This is a genomic window from Actinomadura sp. BRA 177 (assembly GCF_013372625.1).
In the GTDB taxonomy this organism is placed as follows: Bacteria; Actinomycetota; Actinomycetes; order Streptosporangiales; family Streptosporangiaceae; genus Spirillospora.
This window is the reverse complement of the sequence record NZ_JABXFD010000563.1, coordinates 11,498-34,120: the sequence shown is the minus strand read 5'-3', so window position 1 is coordinate 34,120 and position 22,623 is coordinate 11,498. Positions and strand designations below refer to the sequence as shown.

Below are 22,623 nucleotides of genomic sequence, written 5' to 3'. Positions count from 1 at the left end.
GTACCAAATCCCATTCGGCCCGGTTTCACCCGGGACCGGCACACCGTCCCCGGACGGTTCCCGCCCGCCGCCCGTTCAGTCCCCCAGCGCGTCGATGATCTTGGCGGCGATGGGGCCGGACTCGATGCCGTAGCCCGGCGCCTCGGTCATCACCGCGACCGCGTACTTGGGGTCCTTGCGCGGCCCGAACCCGATGAACCAGCGGTCGTTGTAGGCGGCGCCCTCGACGTCCGCGGTACCGGTCTTGCCGCCGAGGATGGACGTCCCCTTCAGCGACTTGCCCGTGCCGTGATCGACGACGGCCTCCATCATGTCCCGCATCTGCTTCGCCTGGTCGGACGTCAGCGCGCGCGACATCCGCTTCGGCGAGATGGTGTCCACGGTGGAGCCGCTCGGCGCGCGCAGCTTGTCGATGAGGTGCGGCTGCATGACCTCCCCGCCGTTGAGGACGCCGCCGGCGACCATCGCCATCTGCAGCGGGGTCGCGACCGTGCTGCCCTGCCCGATGGAGCCGAGCGCGCTGAGCACCGGCTGGTCCGTCGTCGGGAACGAGCTGGCGGCGCTCAGCAGTCCGTCGGCGTACTCGATCCGGTCGCCGAACCCGAACTCGCCCGCCACCTTGTGGACGGCGTCGTTGCCTGGCTCCTCCGCGCCCATGTAGGCGAACGTGGTGTTGCAGGACTGCGCGTACGCCTCGATCAGCGGGATCTGGCTCAGGTCGCAGGAGCCGCCGATGTCGCCGGCGTCGTTGGCGATGGGCTGCCCGCCGCCCGGCGGCTGGTAGCTGCGTCCGGCCTTGACCTTGGTGCTCTCGCTCGCACCGGCCTCCAGTGCCGACGCGGCGACGACGGTCTTGAACGTGGAGCCGGGCGGGAAGAGCTCCCGCGTGGATTTGTCGAGCAGCGGCTTGAGCTTCTCGCTGTTGAGCTGCTTGAACTCCTTCTCGGCCTTCTCCCCGTCGAGCACCGAGACGTCGTTCGGGTCGTAGGACGGCGTCGAGGCCAGCACCAGCACGGCGCCGGTGTCGGCGTCGAGGACGACGGCCGCCGCGCGGCGCACGCCGCTGGACTTCAGCGCCTCGTAGGCGACGCGCTGCGCCTTGACGTCGACGGTCGACTCGACCGTCCCGCCCGGGACGGGGTTGCCGAGGATCTTGTCGACGAGGTTCCTGGTGGCGAGGCGGTCGTCGGTGCCGTCCAGGAAGTGGTTCGCGGCCTCCTCAAGGCCGGTCTGCGAGAACACGGAGAAGTAGCCGGTGACCGGCGCGAACACCGGGCCGTCCTTGTAGTGGCGCTGGTAGCGGTCGTCGTCGGTCTTCTCCGACCAGGCGAGCCGCTCGCCGTCCGCGACGATCGGCCCTCGGTCGACCTTGAAGCGGTCCTGCAGCCGGCGGGCGTTGAGGGAGTCGTCGCGCAGATCCTGCGCCTCGAAGCCCTGTACGTACGTGATGTTCGCCATCAGGGCGATGACCGTCACCAAGGCGACGGCCCAGGTGCGTCCCAACGCGCGGTCGATCCCGGGCCTCATGGGCATGCCTTTACCCGATCTCCTCCCGTGTCAACGGCCTTCCGCTCGGCCGTACCAGAAAATCGCCTCGCCGTAGCGCCGGTCGCGCTCGGCCTCGTAGCCGTCCGGCCAGCGCAGCGCGGGCCCGCGTGCGGCGCGCTCCACGACGACCAGCGCGTCGGGCGCGGCCCAGCCCTGGTCGCGCAGGTTCTCCAGCAGGGCGGTGACGGACGCGTCCGCCAGCGCGTACGGCGGGTCGGCGAAGACCAGGTCGTAGGGCTCGTCCGGCTTCCGCTGGACGAGCCGCTCTACCTTGTCGGGGCATGGAACGGCACCCGGCAGCCCGAGCGCGTCGGCGTTCTGCCGGATCACGCGCATCGCGCGCGGATGCGACTCGACCAGCAGCACGTGCCCGGCGCCCCGGGACAGCGCCTCGAACCCGACCGCGCCCGACCCGGCGTACAGGTCGGCGACGCGCAGCCCGTCCAGCGGGCCGAGGAGAGCGAGGACGGTGGAGAACAGGCCCTCCCTGGCGCGGTCGCTGGTCGGCCTGGTGTCCCGGCCCGGCGGGGCGGCCAGCCGCCGCCCGCCCGCGCAGCCCGCGATGATCCGCGTCACGCCTTCTCCAGGAAGTCGGCGCGGTCCTCGTCCAGGAGCGAGGCCAGGACGGTGGCGAGGCCCGGATGGGCCGCCAGGTCGGGATCGTCCTCGACCAGCGCGGTCGCCTCCTCGCGGGCGTCGCGGATCACGTCCTCGTCCCGCTGGAGGGTGAGGAGCCGCAGGCTGGACGCGCGGCCGGCCTGCGCGGCGCCCAGCACATCGCCCTCGCGGCGCTGCTCCAGATCCAGGCGCGACAGCTTGAACCCGTCGGTGGTCGACGCGACGGCGTCGAGCCGCTCGCGGGCCTTGCTGCCGGGCTCGGCCTCGGTCACCAGCAGGCAGAGGCCGTGCAGCGAGCCGCGTCCGACGCGTCCGCGCAGCTGGTGGAGCTGGGAGACGCCGAACCGGTCGGCGTCCATGATGACCATGACGGTGGCGTTGGGGACGTCCACGCCGACCTCGATGACGGTGGTGGCGAGCAGGACGTCCAGCTCCTTCGCGGTGAAGCGGCGCATCACCGCGTCCTTCTCGTCGGGGTGCAGCTTGCCGTGCAGGACGCCGATGTTCAGGCCGTCCAGCAGCTCCTCCAGCTTCGGCAGCACCTCCATTATGCCGAGCGGCGACCTGCGCTCCCCTTCCTCCGCGGCCACGGCGTCGCCTTCGTCGCCCTCCTGCTCGCCGATGCGCGGGCAGACGATGTACACCTGCCGCCCCTTCGCGGCCTCCTCCTTGATGCGCTCCCAGATGCGGGCGAAGAAGGCGGGCTTCTCGGGCGGCACGACATGCGTCTGGATCTCCGACCGCCCCGCCGGGAGCTGCCCGAGGACGGACGTCTCCAGGTCGCCGAAGACGGTCATCGCGACCGTGCGCGGGATCGGCGTCGCCGTCATGACGAGCACGTGGGGGCGCCCGCCGCCGACCTTCTCGCGCAGCGCGTCCCGCTGCTCGACGCCGAAGCGGTGCTGCTCGTCCACGACGACGAGGCCGAGGTCGGCGAACTGGACGCTCTCCTGCAGCAGCGCATGGGTGCCGACGACGATCCCGGCGGCGCCGGACGCGGCGTCCAGCAGCGCCTCCTTGCGCGCCTTCGCCCCCAGCGACCCGGTCAGCAGCGCGACGCGCGTCGCATACTCCGCACCGCCGATCTGCCCGGCGAGGGCGAGGTCACCGAGCATCCCGGTGATCGACCGGTAATGCTGCTGCGCGAGCACCTCGGTCGGCGCCAGCAGCGCCGCCTGCCCCCCACCGTCCACAACCTGCAACATCGCCCGCAGCGCCACCACGGTCTTTCCCGCGCCTACGTCGCCTTGGAGGAGGCGGTGCATGGGGTGTTCCTTGGCCAGGTCCGCGGCTATCTCGTCGCCGACCTCGCGCTGGCCCTCGGTGAGTTCGAAGGGGAGGCGCGCGTCGAATTCCGCCTGGATGCCGCCGAAGGCCGGCGGGCGCGGCTTGGCCGGGAGCGCGGCGGCGGCGAGGCGGCGCTGGGCGAGGGCCATCTGGACGACGAACGCCTCGTCCCATTTGAGGCGCTTCTTGGCGCGGCCCAGTTCGTCCCAGCTCTTCGGGCGGTGGATGCCCTCGTACGCCTCGCGCAGGCCGATCAGGCCGCGGCGGCTGAGCAGGCCCTCCGGCATCGGGTCGGCGGGAAGGTCCAGCTGCGTCAGGACGGTCTCGATGGACGTGCCGATCGTCTCGATGGGCAGCGACTTCGTCGACGGGTAGATCGGGATGATCTCGTCCGCCCACTCCTGCGCGGCCTGCTCGGCGCTCCGCTCGTGGACGACCTTGTACTGCGGATGGGTGAGCTGCCGGACGACGTTCCCGCTGCGCGGCCGGTAGGTGCTGATCTTGCCGGCGAACAGGCCGCGGGTGCCGGGCGACAGGTCCTTCTCGGGCCGGTAGGAGCCCTTGCGGCCGAAGAAGCTCAGCTTGAGCTCTCCCGTCCCGTCGGTGACGGTGATCTCCAGGACGTAGCCGGGGTTGCGGGTGAGGCTCCGGCCCTGGACCTTCACGACCTCCGCCATCACCGTGACGTGCTCGCCGTCCTCCAGCCCGCTCAGCTGCGTCAGCTCACCGCGGTGGGCGTAGCGGCGCGGGTAGTGGTGCAGCAGGTCGCCGACCGTGTGCAGGTCGAGGCCCTTCTCCAGCGCCTTGGCCGTCTTGTCGCCGAGGACCTTGCGCAACGGCTCGTCGAGATTCGCCACGCATTCTTTTCTAGCCCATGGGAGGGACGGGAATCACTCAACGCCGATGAGCAACGGATATCGTTCCTGGCCGCCCTCATAGACGCCGACCTCCACATCGGGGTGCTCCTGGCGGAGGTGTTCTTCGAGCGCCTCGGCCAGACCGGGCGGGGCGTACGTGCCGGCGATCAGCGTGACGAGTTCGCCGCCGCCGGACAGCATCCGGTCCAGGACGCGCCGGGCGACCTCGGCGATGTCCGCGCCGATCGTCGCGACGTCGCCCTCGATCAGGCCCAGGACGTCGCCCGGCTGGCACAGCCCGACGCTCGTCACCGCCTCCTGCTCGGCGACCTCCAGGTGACCGAAACGCGTGGCGCCCGCCGCGCGGGTCATCTCGATGACGTCCTCGCCGAAGCGGCGCAGCGGATCGTGCACCGCCAGCGCCGCCATCCCCTGCACGGACGCTTTCGTTGGGACCACGGCGATATGCGCACCGCCGTCCCGCGCGCGCTCTGCGGCAGCCTCAGCGAGCGCCAGGACCTCGGGTTCGTTCGGCAGGACGGTCACCTCGTCTCCCGCCGCGAGGATCGCCTCCGACAGCACCGCGAGCGGCGGCACCGTGCCCGGCTCCCGGCGGACGACCCGCGCGCCGCACTCCTCGAACAGCGCGGCCAGCCCGTCGGCGGCGGTCACGGCGATCACCGCGCGCCCGGTGTGCGGCGCGTGCGGCTCTCCCGGAGCCGCGTGCAGGTAGCTGATGCGGACCCGGTGCGGGCGCCCCGCCGCCATGCCCGCCTCGATCGCGGCCCCGGCGTCGTCCACATGGACGTGGACGTTCCACAGCCCGTCGCCGCCCACCACGACGAGCGAGTCGCCGAGACCGTCGAGCCTTTCCCGCAGCGCGTGGACGGCGTCGTCCGGGGCGTCCAGCAGGTACATGACCTCGTAGCCGGGCCCCTGCGGTTCGGGCCGCTCAGGCACGACGGCGGGCGTCCCGCCGACCCGGGCGGGCACCTCGTACCGCTCGGGATACTCCTCGGTGATCACAGCGGCGAGCGCGTCGAGCACAACACACAGCCCGGCCGCCCCCGCGTCGACCACACCGCTGCGGGCGAGGACGTCCAGCTGCCCGGTGGTCCGTCGCAGCGCCCGCCGCGCTCCCCCGGCCGCTCCGCGGCACGCGTCAGGAAGCCCGGCCCCTGTGCACGACGCGGCGGCCTCGGCGACCACGCTCAGGATCGTCCCCTCCACGGGATGCTCCACGGCACCACGAGCCAGCCCCGAGGCGTGCCCGAGCGCCCCCGCGAACGCCGCACCGTCGGGCGGTGCCTCCAACGGCCCGAGGACGTCCGCGAGGCCGCGGAACACCTGGCTGAGAATGACACCCGAGTTGCCCCGCGCGCCGAGCAGCGCGCCCTGCGCCAGCGCCCGCCACGTCTCGGTGAGGCCCGCGCCGTCCGGCAGCTCGTCCAGCGCGTCCGCCGCCGCGATCACGGTCAGGTGCAGGTTGGTGCCGGTGTCGCCGTCCGGGACCGGGAACACGTTCAGCGCGTCGATCTCGCCCCGCGTGCGGCCGAGCGCCTCCGCCGCCAGCCTGCACCACCGCCGCACCGCCGCACCGTCGAGCACCTCGCCCAAGAACCCGCTCCCCTGCTCGCTCACCGCCGCCGGCAATTCGCCTAGCGACCGGCTGTCGGCTACTCTGATCCGTGCGCCTCGTCCGAGGCGCTCGTCAGTGAGCACCCATGATGCCCGGCCCGCCCGTCGGCGGCATCGGGCGGCGCTCCGGTCAGAGCATCGACACCACTTGGAGTTTCCCGTGGCTTCCGTCTGCGACGTCTGCGGCAAGGGACCCGGTTTCGGCATGCGCGTCTCCCACTCGCACCGCCGCACCCCGCGCCGCTGGAACCCCAACATCCAGCGCGTCCGCGCCGTCGTGAACGGCAGCACCAAGCGCATCAACGCCTGCACGTCCTGCATCAAGGCCGGCAAGATCGTCAAGCCCACGGTCTGAACGGCCCCCAGGCCACCGCAGGACTCGAAGTCGGCTCATCGACACTCCGATGAGCCGACTTTTGCATGCCCGGAGTCTTTACCGGGTGGAGTTAGGGGCGGGTTTGCCAGGCGTGGTCTACCGGGCCTATGCCGGCGCCCAGGGGGAAGCCTGCGGCGATTGCGCCTGTTACGTACTTTTTGGCCTTTGCTACTGCTGTGGGGACGTCTTCGCCCAAGGCGAGGTTGGAGGCTATCGCGGAGGCCAGGGTGCAGCCGGTGCCGTGGGTGTGGCGGTTGTCGTGGCGCGGGGCGGTGAAGCGGTGCTCGTGCTCGCCGTCGAACAGCAGGTCGGTGGGATCGCCCGGCAGGTGGCCGCCCTTGATCAACACCCACTGCGGGCCGAGCGCCTTGACGGCCTCGGCGGCCTCGCGCAGCCCGGACTCGTCCACGACCTTGACGCCGGTCAGCTGCTCCACCTCGTAGAGGTTCGGGGTGACGACGGTCGCGGCCGGTAGCAGAGTCGAGCGGACGGCGTGGACGGCGTCGGGGGCCAGCAGCGCGTCGCCGTGCTTGGAGACGCCGACCGGGTCGACGACGGCGGGGGCGTCGGACGCGGCGATGGCCTCGGCGACCGTCTCGACGAGGGCCGTGGAGGCCAGCATCCCCGTCTTGAGCGCGTGCACGCCGATGTCGGACAGGACGGAGTCGAGCTGCGCGCGCACCGCCTCGGGCGGCAGCTCCCAGTAGCCCTGGACGCCGAGGGAGTTCTGCGCGGTGACGGCGGCGATGACGCTCATCCCGTGCACGCCGTGGGCGAGCATGGTCTTCAGGTCCGCCTGGATGCCGGCGCCGCCGCCGGAGTCCGAGCCCGCGATGGTGAGGACGAGGGCCGGGGACGGAGGATGCGACATGCCGCCCAGCTTATGGTGATCTGGGCGGTTCGGCGATTCGTCAGACCAGGGCGCAGGGCAGCTTGTTCAGGATGCAGGACGACGGCCTGGAGGCGGTGCCCTGCGCTGTGAACACGATCCTGACCTTGTCGCCGGGGGCGATCCCGCTGCGGCCCCGGACGAAGGCGACGCTGCCGGTCTTCACGACGGTGGCGCCGCTGATCGCGGTAACCGAGGCGTTCGGGATCTTGAAGGCGAGCGCCCACTTGGCGACGGGCTGCGTGCCCTTGTTGGCGATGGTGGCGGTGGCCTTGAAGCCGCCCGGCGTCTTGGCGGAGACGCGGAAGGCGATGATGAGGCCGTCGGCGCGGCCGGTGCCGCGGCCGGCGCGCTCGCCCGGGCCGCGCTGGGAGACCTGGCTGTCGCGCGGGTTGGTCACGGTGTCGCGGGGGGCGCCGCCGCCCGCGAAGTTGAGCGATATCTGCTGCGTGCTCAGCGCGTAGGAGACGATGCCGACGGCGATGACGAGCGCGACGATCGGCAGCAGCGGGAGCGGCAGCATCGAGATGAACTTGGTCCAGCTGCGCCCGTCGGACGGTTCCGGACGGGGCTTCGGACGGTCGCGGGGACTCTCGGGGGCGGAGGCGGGAGCGCCGGGGTAGTCGCCCGGATAGTCGCCGGGCAGCGGGTCGAACCGGTAGCCGCCGCCGGGCGGGCCGTGCTGGCGTTCCGCGGCGGGCGGCGGGCCGGACCTGGGCCGCTCGTACGACGACACGAACACGCGGTCGTCGGTCGGCCCGGAGAAGATGTCGTAGGACGGGTCGGCGGGAGCGCCGTAGTACGGACCCCGGGAGGCGCCCGGTACGGGTTCGTCGTCCGGTGGCTCGTTCCTCGTGTGTCGTCCCATCCCATCCCTCTTCGATCACAGGATGTATACCAAACCCGTACCAAACCTGCCTACCGGATGCGTCAACGCACACGGCTGTACGCGCTCCGTGCACGCGCCGTTCAGACGGCGAAGTGATCCCACGCGCCGGACGGCGGTTCGCGTCCGTCCACGCGCACTCCCGAACCCGCTGCCACGACGCCGATCCGCGACCAGGACGGCGGCGGGGCACCGGGGAACGTCCCGGCGAACGCGTGGTCCTCGCCGCCGGTGAGCGCGTGCCGCAGCCCGTCCGGCCCGAGGATCTCCGGGACGGGGACGGCCGCGGAGTCGATCTCGACGCGGACGCCGCTCGCGTCCGCGATGTGCCCGAGGTCCTGAACGAGCCCGTCGCTGACGTCCAGCAGCGCGGTGGCGCCGTACGCCCGCGCCTCGTCCCCGGCGCCGTAGGGCGGCTCAGGGCGCCGGTGCGCCGCGATCAGCTCTTCGGGCTCGCCGCGTCCGCCGGTGAGCAGCGCGAGCCCGGCGGAGGCGAACCCGAGCCGTCCCCGCACGGCCACGACGTCCCCCGGACGGGCTCCGGACCGCTGGAGCGGCGCCGCGCCGCCCAGGTCGCCGGGCGCGGTGACCGCGAGCGTGATCTGCGGCGCGGACACGACGTCGCCGCCCGCGACGGACGCCCCGGCGGCGCGGCACTCGTCCGCGAACCCGTCGTAGAGCCGCTCGGCCCATGCGGCGTCGGTCTCGGCCGGTGCCGCGAACCCGATCAGCAGGGCGGTCGGCCGGGCGCCCATCGCGACGACGTCGGCGAGGTTCTGCGCGGCCGCCTTGCGTCCGATGTCGTAGGGGCCGGACCAGTCGCGGCGGAAGTGCCGGCCCTCCACGAGCAGGTCGGTGGTGGCGACGACGCGCCCGTCCGGCGCGGCGACCACGGCGGCGTCGTCGCCGGGGCCGAGCCGGACCGCGGGGCCCTGCGGCAGCCGCCGCGTCAGCCGGCCGATCAACCCGAACTCGCCCAGCTCGCCGATCGTGCCCATCCGCGCCCGTTCCCCCGTGTTCCGCCTGGTCCGCCCGCCTTGTCCGGGGACCCGGAACCCCGGTCCCCCGCGGCGGCGCGTAACACGATACGGTGAACCGTCCGACGGTCGATTCCCGCTCGGGGAGGACGTGATGGTGCAGGCCTACATCCTCATCCAGACAGAAGTCGGTAAGGCCGCCGAGGTGGCGGGCCACATCTCCGGCGTGACGGGCGTCACCCTGGCGGAGGACGTCACGGGACCCTATGACGTGATCGTCCGAGCGGAGGCGCGCAATGTCGACGAGCTGGGCAAGCTCGTCGTGGCGCAGATCCAGGCTGTCGACGGCATCACCCGGACCCTCACCTGCCCGATTGTTCACATTTAAGCGGCTTGCCGCGCTCGCCGGGGTGGCGGTGCTGGCGGCGGGGTGCGGGGACGGGGCCGTGCAGGTGCCCGTGCCGAGCCCGGACGCCGCGACCGCGCGGCTGTGCCAGGGCCTGCGGCTGCCCGAGAAGGTGCACGGCCAGGAGCGCCGCGACACCTCCCCGAGCACGCCGCTGACCGCCGCGTGGGGGTCGCCCGCGATCGCGCTGCGCTGCGGCGTGCCAAGGCCGGCCGCGCTTCAGCCCCGGTCCGAGCTGGTCACGATCAACGGGCTCGACTGGTTCGGCACGCCCACCGACCGGCCGGTCACCTGGACGGCGGTCGGCCGGCAGGCGTACGTCGAGGTGACGGTGCCGCCGAAGTACAACCCGGCCGGGGACGTGCTGATCGAGCTGGGACCGTCGATCAAGGCGACGATCCCGGCGAAGCCCGAAGGCCAGATCTGATCACCAGATGGGGACGGGGCTCTCTCCGCGCGGGTAGTAGCCGGGGATCGGCTCGCCGGCGGCGGCCCGGTCGAGGCGCCGCTTCATCCCGTCCGACAGCACGTCGGCCTTCATCATCTCGACGAACACGGACGTGACGTTGCCGAGGTCGAACCAGTCGCGCTGCCACGACCACCGCCGGTCCCCGGCGTACCGGAACCAGGACCCGCCGATGCCGAGCACCTCGTAGGGCGTCCCGTCAGGGCGCTTCGCGTCGGCGACCTGCTTCCAGAAGCCGACGACCTCGCCCTTGGCCTCGTCGACGAGGATGCTCTGGTACGGGTACGTCCAGCCGTCGAGGCCGCCCATCTCCGCGCCGAGCGCGATGTCGCGGATCTCGTCCCGGCCGACGGCCATGAAGTCCTGGTTCGGGCCGATGTTCCAGCCGTAGGTGGCGTCCTCGGTGTAGAGGTCGGCGAGCGGGCGCCAGTCGCCGAGCTCCTCGCACCGGCGGTTCTCCGCCAGCCAGTGCTCCACCATCGCGTCGAGTTCTTCTCGGGGGAAGGACGGCATCATGTCTCCAGCAGTTTGAGGGCCTGGGTGGGGCAGTAGCGGACGGCGGCGGTCACCTCGCGGCGCATGTCCTCGGGCGGCTCGGCGTCGAGGACGCGCACCTGTTCGCCCCGACCAACCGACCCCGACCTACCGCCTCGGCCCTTGTGCGGGACTTCGAAGACGTCGGGGGCCTCCAGCTCGCACATGGCGTGTCCCTGGCAGAGGTCCAGGTCGGCCTCGACCCTCACCGGCGCCGCCTGCGGTAGCGGACGGCGCACGGCTGGGCCAGCTGGACGACCATCTTGGAGTGGTCGTTGCGGTAGGTCTCGGGCGGCTGCGCGGGCTCGAACTCCCACTCCCGCAGCAGCACCGAGAAGATGGCCTTGAGCTGCATCATCGCGAAGTTCGCGCCGACGCAGCGGTGCCGGCCCGCACCGAACGGCACCCACGTCCAGCGGTGCAGGAGGTCCTCCTCGCGGGGCGCGATGTAGCGGCCGGGGTCGAAGGCGTCGGGGTCGGGGAAGTCCTCGGCGATCCGGTTGGAGACGGCGATGCTGCAGCCGACCATGGTGCCCGCGGGGATGTGGTGGCCGAGGACCTCGTGGTCGTTCTTCGCGACGCGCAGCAGCAGGATCAGCGGCGGGTGCAGCCGCAGCGCCTCCTTGATCGCCGACTCCAGCTTCGGGATGGCGCGCAGCGCCTGGAACGACACCTCGCGGCCGTCGTCGTACAGCTCGTCCAGCTCGCGGACGACGCCGTCCAGCACGTCGGGGTGGCGGAGCAGCTCGATGAGCGTCCAGGCGGCGGTGCCGGACGTGGTGTGGTGCCCGGCGAACATCATCGAGATGAACATGCCGGTGACCTGGTCGGCATCGAACTTCAGCGTCCCGTCCTCGTCCTTGATGGACATCAGGACGTCGAGGAGGTCGCGGTCCTCCTTGGGCGGCTTCGGCTCCCGGCCGTCCATGATCCCCTGGACGAGCTCGACGAGCGCCGCCCGGGCCGCGTCCCGCTTGCGGAAGCTCTCGATGTCGGCGTACGGGTCGACGTAGGCGATCGCGTCGGTGCCTTGTTCGAGGTCGTGGTACAGGTCGGCGAACCGGCGGTCGAGCTGCTCGCGGAACTTGCGCCCGATCAGGCAGGCGGACGAGGTGTAGATGGTCAGCTCGGCGAACCAGTCGAGCAGGTCGATCTCGCCCTCGTCGCCCCACCCGGCGACCATCCGGTCGACCTCGGCGGCGATCGTCGCGGCGTGGCCCTTCATGAACGAGCCCTTGAGCGCCTGGTTGTGCAGGGCTTCGCGGCGCTGCTCGGGGGTGGCGTCGAACACGACGCCCTCCCCGAAGATCGGCGTCATGAACGGGTACGCCTCGGCCTGGTCGAGCTCCTCGTCCGGGGCGCGGAAGAAGAACTCGTTGGCCTCGGCGCCGGACAGCAGCACGACGCGCCGCCCGGCGAGGACGAACTCGCCGACGTCGCCGCACTCGTCCCGGACGCGGCGCATCAGCCCGATCGGGTCGGTGCGCAGCTCCTCCAGATGGTCGGGACCGCCCGACACGGCGCGCGGCTCCACCACAGCGGTCATGATTCCTCCAGGGGGGCTTCCGGCTGTACTTCGACGAGCCGCAGATGGGCGCCGCGCGGGGTCGCGACGATCGCGGCGATCGCGGCGGCGACGTCGGAGGGGCGCAGGAAGTAGGGGTGGCGGGCGTGGCCCCACTTCACCCAGTCCTCCAGGACGGCGCCGGTCGTGCCGGCGTCCCAGGTCATGCCCATGCCGGTCGCGGTGGGTCCGGGCCGGACGATGGACGCCCGCACCCCCGTCCCCTCCAGCTCCATCTGCATGGTGCGCGCCATGCCCTCCACGCCGTTCTTCGCCGCGACGTAGGCGCCCGTCCAGGAGCGCGGCGCGGGGACGGTGTCGGACGAGACGAACACGATGTCGCCGCGCCGCCGCGCCACCATCGGCGGGACGAAGTGCGACACGAGCCGGTGCGCGCCGACGAGGTGGATCTGCACCTGCGCGAGGAACTCGTCCGGGCTCAGGTCGTGGACGCGGCCGGCGGCCAGGTCGCCGGCGCTGGACACAACGACCTCGATCGGGCCGAGCGCGTCGCCGGCCGCCGCCGCGAACGCCTTGACGGAGTCGGAGTCGCCGATGTCGAGGGGGTGCGCGAACGCCTCTCCCCCGCCGGCCCGGATCGTCGCGGCCAGCTCCTCGCACTTCTCGACGCGCCGGGCGCCGAGCGCGACCGGGTACCCGGCCGTCGCCAGCGCCGTCGCCGTCGCCGCGCCGATCCCGGACGACGCGCCGGTCACCACGGCCGGGCGCCGCTCCGGATGGGGGTCGAACCGGGGCATCTACCGCACCTCCACACGCACCGGCAGGGCCGCGAATCCGCGGACGTTCACCGAATGCACCCGCTCCGCCTTCGCGAAGTCGACCTCATAGGACGCGACATGCCGGACGAACTCGGTCAGCGCGATGCGCGCCTCCAGCCGGGCCAGGTTCGCGCCGAGGCAGAAGTGCCGTCCGCCGCCGAAGCTGACGAGCTGCGAGGTGTCCCGGTCGAGGTCGTAGGTGTCGGCCTCATCGAACACGCGCGGGTCGCGGTTGGCCGACCCGACCAGCAGCAGTATGCGATCGCCCTCGGGAACGCGCTGCCCGTGCAGTTCGACGTCCTGCGCGACCTTCCGGGCCAGCATCTGGCTGGAGGTGTCGTAGCGGAGCGTCTCCTCCACCCAGTCGTCCACGCGCGCCGGGTCGCGCAGCGGCTTCGCCGCCTGGCCGGGGTTCCGCGCGCCCCAGTACAGGGCGTTGGCGAGCAGCTTCGTCGTGGTCTCGTTGCCGGCGACGACCATCAGGAACAGGAATGCGATGATCTCGGTGTCGTCCAGCCGGTCGCCGTCGATCTCGGCGTCCAGCAGCGCGGACGTCAGGTCGTCGGTCGGCTTGCGGCGGCGCTCGGCGACCATGTCCTGGTAGTAGCCGACGAGGGTGAGGGCCGCGTCCATCCCGGCGGGCGGGACGTCGTTGAGCCCCTCCTCCCGGTGCACGACCGTGTCGGCGAGCCGGCGCACCTCCACCCGGTCGGCCTCGGGGACGCCCATCATCTCGGAGATGACGTCCATGGGCAGCAGCCCGGCGAAGTCGGCGACGAAGTCGAACTCGCCCTTCTCCAGGGCCGGCTCCAGGTGGCGCAGGGTCAGCTCACGGATGCCGTCCGCCATCTCCTTGACCCGCCGCGGCGTGAAGCCTTTCGAAACAAGCGCGCGCATCCGCGTATGGCGCGGCGGATCAAGAGCGAGGAACGACATCGTTCGCGGCGCGTGCGGCCCCCAGGCGCTCGGCTCCACCGAGACGCCATGAGAGTTGGAGAACGTCCCGTGGTCGCGGAACGCCGCCGCGACATCGGCGTGCCGGGACAGCGCCCAGAAGCCGATCTCGTCGTTGCGGTACAACGGCGCTTCCTCGCGGAGGCGCGCGTAGACGGGGTAGGGGTCCTCGTGGACGGCGTAGTCGAACGGGCTGTAGGAGACCTGCGCGGCAGGGTCCACGGCCGTCACCTCACTCCGGGGGGTCGGGCAGGATGAGCTCCGCCATCTCGGCGAGCCGGTCGGCCATGCGGGCGTAGGACGTGTAGCCCATGCCCGCGTGCACGAGCGCGCCGGTGTAGGCCAGCTCCAGCGCACCGAGGATCTTGGGGTCGTCGTGGTCGCGGAGCGCGGCCTGCAGCCGCTCGCGGATCGCGACGCCGATCCGCACCCGCAGCTCCCGCACGTCGGGATCGGTGCCGAGCAGCGCGGTGGTGCACGCCGCCGCCAGCTCCGGCTCGTCCGACACCAGCAGCGCGATGTCGCGCAGCGTCTCCACCACGCGGTCGAGCAGCGCGCCGTCCGCCTCCACCGGCGGCAGCGCGCTGAGCCGCCGCCAGAACACCTCGGTGATCAGATGGTTCTTGGACGCGAAGTAGGTGTAGGCGGTCGCCGGGGCGACCCCGGCGCGCTTGGCCACGTTGCGGACGGTCAGTCCCTCGTAGCCGGTCTCGCCGACCTCCACCACGGCGGCGTCGGTCAGCCGCCGCACCGTGTCGGCCTGCCGCTCGGTGAGGCGGCGCCGGGTGGGCTCGGTCGTCAGCTCCTGCGGTTTTCCGGACACGTGTCCAGACAATAGTTCAGAAACTTCGGCCGCGCAACGGTGGGCCCGCCGGGACGGAGCGGTGCCGGCGGCGGCCCGCCGGGGTCAGGCGGGTGAGTGGCCGTCGGCGTCGACCACGCCCGGGATGGGTTCGGTGCCGGTGAACTGGTCGCGCATCGCGTCCACGCCGCACTGCGGCCCGGCCAGCGGGACGAAGTCCTGGCGGTCCTGGCGCTTCTGCTCCGTGTCGAGCTGCATGTTCTCGTCGCGGTCGCGCTTGAGGGACTCGTCGCACTCGCCCTCGCGGTTGAACGACCACATCAGCATGGGGTCGCCGACGGGAAGGGCATGGCCGGGCTCGCCGTCATGCCGTCCCGTGTGCCAGGTGTGCCACGTCTTGCCGTAGGAGTTCATCAGGCGTTTCATGAACGCCTTCTCCGCGACGTCCGGCAGGCCGGGCGCGGCGAGCTGACCGGACAGGATCTCGAAGTTGTGCGGGTGCCAGTACGACTTCTCCTGCTCGTCCAGCGAGTCGAACATCTCCTTGGAGACGATGTACTCGATGCCGATCAGGTTCGCGTCGCGCGTGTTGCCGTCGAACAGGACGCACTGCAGCAGGTCGTCGTTGACGACGCGGCAGTAGTGGTGCGCCTCCATCTGGTTGTGCGGCTCGTCCTTGGCGCAGTGGAAGCCGACCACGTAGACGTCGAAGTCCTTCAGCGGCGTCGGATCCTGCAACAGGTTCGCGCCCTGTTCGAGCGTCGACAGCCACGCCCCCTTGCCCTTGCCGGGCGGATGCGTCGGGCTGTGCCGCTCCTTCACCTTGGGGTTCACCGAATGCCCCCTCATATCGGTTGCCGTTCGGTGCCCTCCTGCCCTGGAGGGACGAGGGAAACATCGGTGGGGCGGGTGGGATTCGAACCCACTCAGCGCGAGGCACCTGGGTTACAGCCAGGCCCGACTCTCCGAACGTCGGCGCCGCCCCATGACTTGCGTCGTACCTCCGGAGGGATTCAGTGCTAGCCCTGGCCAACCAGATCCAGCACACGGCACCTCATGCCGCTGTCTCTACCGTTGGACTACGGAGGCGTGCGTGCGGCCCCCGGGATTCGAACCCGGAGCGTCCACTTCCTGAGAGTGGCCCCTCTGCCGGTTGGGGTAGAGCCGCATGGATCGCGAGAAAGGCGTCACTCGCGGCGACTCGGCCGGGGGCTCGTTACGAGGCGGGATACCGGCCGGGGCGGGCGTGCGACGCCGAGGGCAGTCGGAGTCGATACTGCTCCAGAGCCATGGCCGGTCCTCCTCTCCACCGTCTTGGACGGGCTGACAGCGCCTACGGTGCCATCGGCGGCGGTGGGGCCGCAACGTGTTTTTCGCTCAGGTCTCGTCGGGCAGGGACCAGCCGAAGGCGACCAGGGCCCAGAAGGCGACCATGATCCAGCCGAGCGCGATGCCGGTCACCGCGAGGCCCATGCCGCGCTCGCCCGAGCGCCGTACCCGGACCCATGCCATGTGCCCGGCGATGATCGCGGGGATGGACGGCAGCCCGCACGTGATCAGCCCGACCGCGCCCATCGACACCGCATAGATCGCGAGGCTGTTGACCGGCGGCTTGCCCGGCGCGGCCGGGTACTGCCGGGCGTGCGGCGGCTGCGTCGGGTAGCCGTGGTAGGCCGCGGGCTGCCGGTGCGCGGCCGGGCGGGCGGCGATCGCGTCGGCGTAGCGGTTCCAGGACTCGGCCTCCGCTGTGCGGCCCTGCCCGGTCAGCAGCATCGCGAGGCTGCGCATCGCGGACGGGTCGCCGGCCTGGGCGGCCTGCCGGTACTGGTTCTCGACCAGCGCCGCCGCTTCCCCGGCGGCGAGCCGCGGAGCCGGGGCCGGGGTGGACGGGTGCGCCGCCGGCGCCTGGGTGGGCTGGTGCCGGACGTCGCCGGAGATGAGGCCGTCCAGGAGCGACTGCGCGGACGGGCGCCGCTCCGGGTCTTTGGCCAGCGCGGCCCGGACGGCGCCGAGGAGCATGCCGTCCAGCCCGCTCAGGTCCGGATCGCCGCTCATGATCTGGTGGATGACGGCGGGCAGCGAGTTGCCGCCGAAGCACGGTCCGCCGCGCGCGGCGAACGCCACGGTCGCGCCCCACGCGAACACGTCCGACGCCGGGGTGGCGCCGCGGCCGTCCAGCTGCTCGGGGGCCATGAACGCGGGCGTGCCGACGATGCCGCCGGTCGCGGTGAGGCGCGTCCCGTCCAGGGACCGGGCGATGCCGAAGTCGATGACGCGCGGCCCGAACGTGGACAGCAGCACGTTGGCGGGTTTCAGGTCGCGGTGCACGACGCCCGCGTCGTGGATGGCGGTCAGCGCGGTCGCGATGCCGACCGCGACCGCCTCCAGGTCGGCGCCGCGCAGCGGCCCGTCCTTCGCCACGGCGGCGTCGAGGCTCGGGCCGTTCACGAACTCGGTCACCAGGTACGGCGGGTCCGCGGCGGGGTCGGCGTCCAGGACCGGCGCGGTGCAGAACGGCCGGACGCGCTGCGCCGCCGCGACCTCCGCCTCGAACCGCGCGCGGTACCGCCCATCGGCGGCGAACTCGCGCCTGATGACCTTGATGGCGACCTTGCGCCCGGTGGCGTCCGTCCCCGCGTACACGGTGCCCATCCCGCCCTCGCCGAGCCGGTCCACGACCCGGTAGGGGCCGATGCGTTCCGGCAGGCCGGGGTGTGACACGGCACGTTCTCCTCAGCTCGGGGGTCGCCGCGACAAGCCTGTCACACTCCCCCGCGAACCGGTCCCCGATGCCGGTGCCCCTTGCGCACCGGTATGGGCTGAACTGTAGTCTGGACAGGTGTCCAGAACTACCGAACGCCTGCTTCTGCTGGACGGGCGGCTCGTCCCCGGGACGGGCGGCGCCTTCGAGACGATCAATCCCGCGACCGAGGAGGTGCTCGGCACCGCCGCCGACGCCACCGCCGACGACATGGACCGCGCGATCGGCGCCGCCCGGCGCGCGTTCGACGAGACGGCCTGGGCGACCGACCACGCGTTCCGCGTGCGGTGCCTGCGGCAGCTCCGCGAGGGGTTGCAGCGGCGCGCCGACGAGCTGCGCGAACTCACGATCAAGGAGGTGGGCGCGCCCCGGTTCCTGACGTTCGGGGCCCAGCTGGACGCGCCCGTCGATGATCTGGGCTGGTTCGCCGATCTCGTCGAGTCTTACGAGTGGGAACGGGACCTCGGCCGGGCCGAGCCGATGGGGATGCCCAGCCACCGGCGGGTCGGCCGGGAGGCCGTGGGCGTCGTCGGCGCCATCACCCCGTGGAACTTCCCGCACCAGATCAACCTGGCCAAGCTGGGCCCGGCGCTGGCCGCGGGGAACACGGTGGTGCTGAAGCCGGCGCCCGACACGCCCTGGTGCGCGGCGGTGCTCGGCGAGGTCATCGCGGAGGAGAGCGACATTCCGCCCGGCGTCGTCAATGTGGTGACGTCGTCCGACCATGGGCTCGGCGCCCAGCTGACGCAGGACCCGCGCGTCGATCTGGTGTCGTTCACCGGATCCACCGCGACGGGCCGGAACGTCATGACGAGCGCGGCCGCCACCCTCAAGCGGGTCTTCCTTGAGCTGGGCGGCAAGTCGGCGTTCGTGGTACTGGACGACGCCGACCTGCGGGCCGCGTGCTCGTACGCGGCGTTCTCCGGGGTCGCGCACGCCGGGCAGGGGTGCGCGATCACGACCCGGATCCTCGTCCCGCGCGACCGCTACGACGAGGCCGCCGAGATCACGGCGGGCACGCTGAGCAAGCTCGGCGTCGGCGACCCCGGCGACGACCGGACGATCTGCGGCCCGGTCATCTCGGCGAGGCAGCGCGAGCGCGTCGAGGGCTACCTGGAGCTGGCCGTCAAGGAGGGCGGTTCGTTCGCGTGCGGCGGCGGGCGCCCGGAGGGCCGCGACAAGGGCTTCTGGATCGAGCCCACGCTGATCACCGGGTTGACGAACGACGCCCGCGCGGCCCGTGAGGAGATCTTCGGCCCGGTGCTGACCCTGCTGCCGCACGACGGCGACGACGACGCGGTGCGGATCGCGAACGACTCGCCGTACGGGCTGTCGGGCGCGGTGCACGGCGGCGACATGGAGCGGGCGCGCGGGGTCGCGCGGCGGCTGCGCGCCGGGACGGTCAGCGTGAACGGCGGCGTCTGGTACGGCGCGGACGTCCCGTTCGGCGGCTACAAGCAGTCGGGCATCGGCCGCGAGATGGGCGTGGCCGGGTTCGAGGAGTACCTGGAGACCAAGGCGATCGCGGAGGGCGCATGAGGTTCGAGGGAAAGGTCGCGGTCGTCACCGGGGCCGCGCAGGGCATCGGCGAGGCGTACGCACGGGCGCTGGCGGCCGAGGGCGCGCACGTGGTCGTCGCGGACGTGGACGAGCGCGGGCAAGGCGTCGCCGACGACATCAAGGGCCTGTTCGTCCGGACGGACGTGTCCGACCCCGCGTCGGTGGAGGCCATGGCGACGGCCGCGAAGGAACGGTTCGGCGGGATCGACCATCTCGTCAACAACGCCGCCATCTTCGGGACGATGAAGCTGGACTTCCTCTTCACCGTCGACTGGGACTACTACAAGAAGTTCATGTCCGTGAACATGGACGGTGCGCTGCTGTGCGCGCGCGCCTGCTACCCCCACATGCAGGCTCGCGGCGGCGGTTCCATCGTGAACCAGTCGTCCACGGCGGCGTGGCAGTACTCCGGCTTCTACGGGCTGGCGAAGGTCGGCGTCAACGGGCTCACGCAGCAGCTCGCGCACGAGTTGGGCAGCATGAACATCCGCGTGAACGCGATCGCGCCCGGCCCGATCGACACCGAGGCCAACCGCAACGTCGTGCCCGGCAACATGTCGCAGAAGATCGTCCAGGACAAGATGGCGCTGAAGCGCATGGGCTCGCCCGAGGACCTGGTCGGCGCCTGCCTGTTCCTGCTGTCGGACGACGCGGCGTGGATCACCGGCCAGATCATCAATGTGGACGGCGGCGAGGTGTTCCGCGCATGACGGTCGGGTTCATCGGGCTCGGCCAGATGGGCGCCCCGATGGCGGGCCACCTCGCCGGCCAGGGCCTGGTCGTGTACGACGCGCGTGCCGAGGCGATGGCGCCGCTGGTGCAGGCGGGCGCGCGGGCGGCGAAGAGCGTCGCCGACGTCGCCGCGCACGCCGACCTCGTCTCGATCATGGTGCGGGACGACGCCCAGGTGAACGAGGTCGGCGACGAGGTGCTCGCCAGCGCCCGTCCGGGCACGGTCCTCGCGATCCACTCGACGATCCGCGCTAGGACGGCCGAGGACCTCGCGACGCGGGCCCGGCGGTACGAGATCGAGATCGTGGACGCCCCGGTCAGCGGCGGGTTCATGGGCGCGAGCGCCGGGAACCTCGCCGTGATGGTCGGCGGGACGGACGAGGCGTTCGAGCGCTGCCGCGAACCGTTCGGCGCGTGGGCGGAGCTCGTCCTGCACATGGGCCCGGTCGGCGCCGGCACCCGCACGAAGCTGGCCCGCAACATGCTGCACTTCATCTCGTTCACGGCCGCCGCGGAGGCGCAGCGGCTGGCGGAGGCGTCGGGGGTGTCGCTGCGCAAGCTGGGACGGGTCGTCCGGCACACCGACGCGATCACCGGCGGCGCCGGGTCGATCATGCTCCGCCCGACGACCGCGCCGCTGCCGCCGGACGACGACCTGTACGACATCCTGTGCCACACCCGCGACCTCGGCGAGAAGGACCTGACCCTCGCCCTGGAACTGGCGGACGAACTGGGCGTGGACGTGCCTCTCGCCCGCATCGCCCGCGACCGCTTCGGCCCCGGCCTCGGACTTCCTGGAGACACCGATGGATGAACGCCGCGAGCGCGGGCTGGAGATGATGCGGCAGGTCTACGGCTGGGAGATCGGGGACGCGCCGGGCGAGTTCTTCGGTATCACCGTTGACCATCTCTTCGGCGACATCTGGACACGACCCGGCCTCACCCTCCGCGACCGGCGCCTGCTGCTCATCGGCATGCTCGCCGGTCAGGGGCTCAACGACGTCCTCGACATCCAGATCTCGGCGGCGCTGGCCAACGGGGAGGTGTCGCCGGACGAGCTGCGCGAGATCGGCATCTTCCTGACCCACTACATCGGCTGGCCGCTCGGCTCCCGGCTCAGCGTCCAGATCGACACACTGATCGCCAAGCACGAAAAGCGGCAAAAGAAGGACGAATAGGCAACCGCGCGGCCGGTGCGAGCGTCCAACGTCCATGCTTGACATCCTCTCCCCCTAGACGAAGGAGATTCCAACCCGAGCGGGTTGCGGTTCACGGACGCTCGACCGCTGATCACGCGGTGTCATCCCTCCGGCACGTGCTCGACGCACGGGTCGGCTCGCGCCGCCCTGTCCTGCCGCGACATTGACTGCTGCGTTCTCATCCGCGTTGCAACTGAACCCGCAGGATACGCAGAGGAACTCGGCTTGGCTCTTGCGCGAGTTCTTCTCGATCCATCCGCAGGCGCTGCATCGCAGTGAGGTGTAGCGGGCCGGGACGTCTTCGACCCGGCCGGGAGCCTTGTGCTCGGTGCGCTGCCGGAGCAGGCCCCAGCCTTGGGCGAGGATCGACCGGTTCAACCCGGCCTTTTGCCGCACGTTCTGACCAGGCTGTTCGACCGTTCCTTTGGCAGATGCGGTCATGGTGATGATGTTCAACTTCTCGAACCGGATCAGGTCATATGACCTGGCGAGCATCGTTGATGTCTTTTCGCACCAGTCCTTGCGCCGGTTTACCTCACGCACCTTTAGCTTCGCGGCCCTTGCGTGCCCGGCTGCTTTTGCCGGGCTGCCCTTCGGCGCCCGTGCCGCTCGCCGCTGATACTTGCGGATCCGGGCTCGTTCCCTCAGGGTGGACCCCGGACAGTTCAGTTTCCGCCCATCCGACAGCGCAGCGGTGATCCTCACGCCCCGGTCGACGCCGACGACCTCGCTGGTTCCTGGCGCCGGGATCGGTGTGGGCATCACCGCAAAAGCGACGTGCCACTGACCGTTCTTCAAGGTGACGCGGAAGGTCTTCGCGACGGGCAACTCTCGGCGGGTAAGACGAAACCGCACCCAACCACAGCCGGGAATCTTCACCTGAGCCCAGCGGCGGTTGAGCTTGCTCACAATCACCCTACGGTTCATCACCTGCTTGCCCTTAGCGTTCAGCAGCGGGCCACCGTCCGGCCGACGGGCCGGCACACGATCGGTGCCAATCACGCGAAAGCCCTCGTGTACGAACTTCTTGCGCCAAGTCGGCTCACCGAACCCGGAGGTGAAGATTGCGGCCTTGGCTTTGGCGAAGTCCTTCAGCGCTTGCTGCTGAACAGTGACGTTTCCCTCACGTAGCCACTCGCTTTCCGCGCGCGCCTCGGTGAGTTGGCGGCACTGCCCGGCGAAGGTCGGCGCGGCTTTGCGGCCGGGCTTCCAGTTGGAGTGCTGCTCGACGGCCAAGTTCCAAACGTACCGGGCGTGCGCGCAGTGCAGCAGCATCTGCTGCTCCTGCTCAGCCGTCGGATACATGCGGAAACGTGACATGGCCCCATTCCAGGGCCATACTCGGTGGATGACCAAGTTCAACCTCCGGCTCCCCGACGACCTCTTCGAACGAGCCAAGAGCGCCGCCGCTGCTGACGACCGATCCCTAAACTCCTGGCTCGTCTCACTCGTGCGACGCGAGGTCGGGGGTAGCGAGCATCGCCCGGCCCGAGATGTGTAGATGTCTACCGGCGGGCTTGCGGGATCGAGACCTACACGCTGCCCATGGCCACCATGCAGGCGGACTCGACCCGCACGCCTCCCTGCACGCCCGGAGTTCGGCCTCACCGTCCTGTCGTCGCCACGGCCGGGCACCGGACCGCAGAAGGCGCTCGCCCGAAGGTCGCCGCCGCTGCTATCGCCAAGGGCGGAGCCTCCGGCATCCGGGCCCAGGCAACGCCACCGTCCGTTCAGTGATCGTTAGCGGCGCACCTCAGGCGCTCTCCGACAACACGCACAGGAATCCGACG

At 71.5% G+C, this 22,623-nt stretch carries 24 protein-coding genes and 3 tRNA genes; 8 read left to right on the top strand and 19 right to left on the bottom strand.

Going from position 1 to position 22,623, the window contains the following annotated elements; all coding sequences use genetic code 11:
• Positions 1-75: 75 nt before the first annotated feature.
• Genes HUX53_RS32060 through HUX53_RS32045 form a run of 4 tightly spaced genes read right to left on the bottom strand, consistent with a single transcriptional unit; the run spans position 76 to position 5,951 of the window.
• Positions 76-1,533 carry a penicillin-binding protein 2 gene (locus HUX53_RS32060; RefSeq protein WP_255205846.1) on the bottom strand — a complete coding sequence of 486 codons (1,458 nt, stop codon included), beginning with the start codon at positions 1,531-1,533 and terminating at the stop codon, positions 76-78.
• A gap of 24 nt (positions 1,534-1,557) precedes the next feature.
• The gene (gene rsmD, locus HUX53_RS32055; RefSeq protein ID WP_176406955.1) at positions 1,558-2,124 is read right to left on the bottom strand and encodes a 16S rRNA (guanine(966)-N(2))-methyltransferase RsmD; all 567 of its coding nucleotides are present in this window, start codon (positions 2,122-2,124) and stop codon (positions 1,558-1,560) included.
• The gene (recG, locus tag HUX53_RS32050; protein ID WP_176406954.1) at positions 2,121-4,310 is read right to left on the bottom strand and encodes an ATP-dependent DNA helicase RecG; all 2,190 of its coding nucleotides are present in this window, start codon (positions 4,308-4,310) and stop codon (positions 2,121-2,123) included. The genes rsmD and recG overlap by 4 nt, the downstream gene beginning before the upstream one ends.
• 33 nt (positions 4,311-4,343) lie before the next feature.
• Complete coding sequence (locus HUX53_RS32045) at positions 4,344-5,951, bottom strand: DAK2 domain-containing protein (RefSeq protein ID WP_309237535.1); 1,608 nt, start codon at positions 5,949-5,951, stop codon at positions 4,344-4,346.
• 157 nt (positions 5,952-6,108) lie between these two features.
• On the opposite strand from HUX53_RS32045, the gene rpmB reads away from it, so the two are divergent.
• Entirely contained in the window at positions 6,109-6,303 is a 195-nt protein-coding gene (gene rpmB, locus HUX53_RS32040; protein ID WP_067632165.1) for a 50S ribosomal protein L28, read from the top strand.
• Between the two features lie 91 nt (positions 6,304-6,394).
• Here rpmB and thiD read toward each other — a convergent pair whose 3' ends face one another.
• The 3 genes from thiD to HUX53_RS32025 all read right to left on the bottom strand — a co-directional run bounded on the left by thiD (position 6,395) and on the right by HUX53_RS32025 (position 9,097).
• Positions 6,395-7,195 carry a bifunctional hydroxymethylpyrimidine kinase/phosphomethylpyrimidine kinase gene (thiD, locus tag HUX53_RS32035; RefSeq protein WP_176406952.1) on the bottom strand — a complete coding sequence of 267 codons (801 nt, stop codon included), beginning with the start codon at positions 7,193-7,195 and terminating at the stop codon, positions 6,395-6,397.
• Positions 7,196-7,235: 40 nt separating this feature from the next.
• Complete coding sequence (locus tag HUX53_RS32030) at positions 7,236-8,081, bottom strand: cellulose binding domain-containing protein (RefSeq protein ID WP_176406951.1); 846 nt, start codon at positions 8,079-8,081, stop codon at positions 7,236-7,238.
• Between the two features lie 101 nt (positions 8,082-8,182).
• Complete coding sequence (locus HUX53_RS32025) at positions 8,183-9,097, bottom strand: thiamine-phosphate kinase (protein WP_176406950.1); 915 nt, start codon at positions 9,095-9,097, stop codon at positions 8,183-8,185.
• 133 nt (positions 9,098-9,230) lie between these two features.
• On the opposite strand from HUX53_RS32025, the gene HUX53_RS32020 reads away from it, so the two are divergent.
• A complete protein-coding gene (locus tag HUX53_RS32020) occupies positions 9,231-9,464 on the top strand; it encodes an Lrp/AsnC family transcriptional regulator (protein WP_176406949.1) in 234 nt (77 codons plus the stop codon).
• Positions 9,451-9,909, top strand: a complete 459-nt coding sequence (locus HUX53_RS32015; protein WP_255205845.1) for a DUF3515 domain-containing protein — start codon at positions 9,451-9,453, stop codon at positions 9,907-9,909. Before HUX53_RS32020 ends, HUX53_RS32015 begins: the two co-directional genes overlap by 14 nt.
• Here the strand turns inward: HUX53_RS32015 and HUX53_RS32010 are convergent, their stop codons facing one another.
• From HUX53_RS32010 to HUX53_RS31960, 11 genes are all read right to left on the bottom strand, one after another.
• The gene (locus tag HUX53_RS32010) at positions 9,910-10,464 is read right to left on the bottom strand and encodes a nuclear transport factor 2 family protein (protein ID WP_217920156.1); all 555 of its coding nucleotides are present in this window, start codon (positions 10,462-10,464) and stop codon (positions 9,910-9,912) included.
• Entirely contained in the window at positions 10,461-10,691 is a 231-nt protein-coding gene (locus HUX53_RS32005) for a ferredoxin (RefSeq protein WP_176406947.1), read from the bottom strand. Before HUX53_RS32005 ends, HUX53_RS32010 begins: the two co-directional genes overlap by 4 nt.
• Positions 10,688-12,028 (bottom strand): cytochrome P450, encoded by a 1,341-nt coding sequence (locus HUX53_RS32000; protein WP_176406946.1) that lies wholly within the window; start codon positions 12,026-12,028, stop codon positions 10,688-10,690. Before HUX53_RS32000 ends, HUX53_RS32005 begins: the two co-directional genes overlap by 4 nt.
• Complete coding sequence (locus HUX53_RS31995) at positions 12,025-12,804, bottom strand: SDR family oxidoreductase (protein ID WP_176406945.1); 780 nt, start codon at positions 12,802-12,804, stop codon at positions 12,025-12,027. The genes HUX53_RS32000 and HUX53_RS31995 overlap by 4 nt, the downstream gene beginning before the upstream one ends.
• Positions 12,805-14,001 carry a cytochrome P450 gene (locus HUX53_RS42750; protein WP_309237534.1) on the bottom strand — a complete coding sequence of 399 codons (1,197 nt, stop codon included), beginning with the start codon at positions 13,999-14,001 and terminating at the stop codon, positions 12,805-12,807. It abuts the gene before it with no gap.
• A gap of 10 nt (positions 14,002-14,011) precedes the next feature.
• Complete coding sequence (locus tag HUX53_RS31985; protein WP_309237533.1) at positions 14,012-14,602, bottom strand: TetR/AcrR family transcriptional regulator; 591 nt, start codon at positions 14,600-14,602, stop codon at positions 14,012-14,014.
• An 84-nt stretch (positions 14,603-14,686) separates the two neighbouring features.
• Entirely contained in the window at positions 14,687-15,415 is a 729-nt protein-coding gene (locus HUX53_RS31980; protein ID WP_309237532.1) for an OBAP family protein, read from the bottom strand.
• A 67-nt stretch (positions 15,416-15,482) separates the two neighbouring features.
• Positions 15,483-15,566, bottom strand: a tRNA-Tyr gene (locus tag HUX53_RS31975).
• 13 nt (positions 15,567-15,579) lie between these two features.
• A tRNA-Leu gene (locus HUX53_RS31970) sits at positions 15,580-15,670 on the bottom strand.
• Positions 15,671-15,675: 5 nt separating this feature from the next.
• Positions 15,676-15,749, bottom strand: a tRNA-Leu gene (locus HUX53_RS31965).
• A gap of 209 nt (positions 15,750-15,958) precedes the next feature.
• Complete coding sequence (locus tag HUX53_RS31960) at positions 15,959-17,302, bottom strand: protein kinase (RefSeq protein WP_176406942.1); 1,344 nt, start codon at positions 17,300-17,302, stop codon at positions 15,959-15,961.
• Between the two features lie 118 nt (positions 17,303-17,420).
• Between HUX53_RS31960 and HUX53_RS31955 the strand changes: the two genes are divergently transcribed.
• Genes HUX53_RS31955 through HUX53_RS31940 form a run of 4 tightly spaced genes read left to right on the top strand, consistent with a single transcriptional unit; the run spans position 17,421 to position 20,812 of the window.
• Positions 17,421-18,881, top strand: a complete 1,461-nt coding sequence (locus HUX53_RS31955) for an aldehyde dehydrogenase (RefSeq protein ID WP_176406941.1) — start codon at positions 17,421-17,423, stop codon at positions 18,879-18,881.
• On the top strand, positions 18,878-19,612 hold the full coding sequence (locus tag HUX53_RS31950; protein WP_176406940.1) for an SDR family oxidoreductase: 735 nt from the start codon (positions 18,878-18,880) through the stop codon (positions 19,610-19,612). Before HUX53_RS31955 ends, HUX53_RS31950 begins: the two co-directional genes overlap by 4 nt.
• Positions 19,609-20,448 (top strand): NAD(P)-dependent oxidoreductase, encoded by an 840-nt coding sequence (locus HUX53_RS31945; RefSeq protein WP_176406939.1) that lies wholly within the window; start codon positions 19,609-19,611, stop codon positions 20,446-20,448. The genes HUX53_RS31950 and HUX53_RS31945 overlap by 4 nt, the downstream gene beginning before the upstream one ends.
• Entirely contained in the window at positions 20,441-20,812 is a 372-nt protein-coding gene (locus tag HUX53_RS31940) for a carboxymuconolactone decarboxylase family protein (protein ID WP_176406938.1), read from the top strand. The genes HUX53_RS31945 and HUX53_RS31940 overlap by 8 nt, the downstream gene beginning before the upstream one ends.
• 54 nt (positions 20,813-20,866) lie before the next feature.
• Here the strand turns inward: HUX53_RS31940 and HUX53_RS31935 are convergent, their stop codons facing one another.
• Positions 20,867-22,153: an RNA-guided endonuclease TnpB family protein gene (locus HUX53_RS31935; RefSeq protein ID WP_176406937.1), complete on the bottom strand. Its 1,287-nt coding sequence runs from the start codon at positions 22,151-22,153 to the stop codon at positions 20,867-20,869.
• Here HUX53_RS31935 and HUX53_RS43190 point away from each other — a divergent pair.
• Positions 22,137-22,334 (top strand): Arc family DNA-binding protein, encoded by a 198-nt coding sequence (locus tag HUX53_RS43190; RefSeq protein WP_369009222.1) that lies wholly within the window; start codon positions 22,137-22,139, stop codon positions 22,332-22,334. The genes HUX53_RS31935 and HUX53_RS43190 overlap by 17 nt on opposite strands.
• Positions 22,335-22,623: the final 289 nt, after the last annotated feature.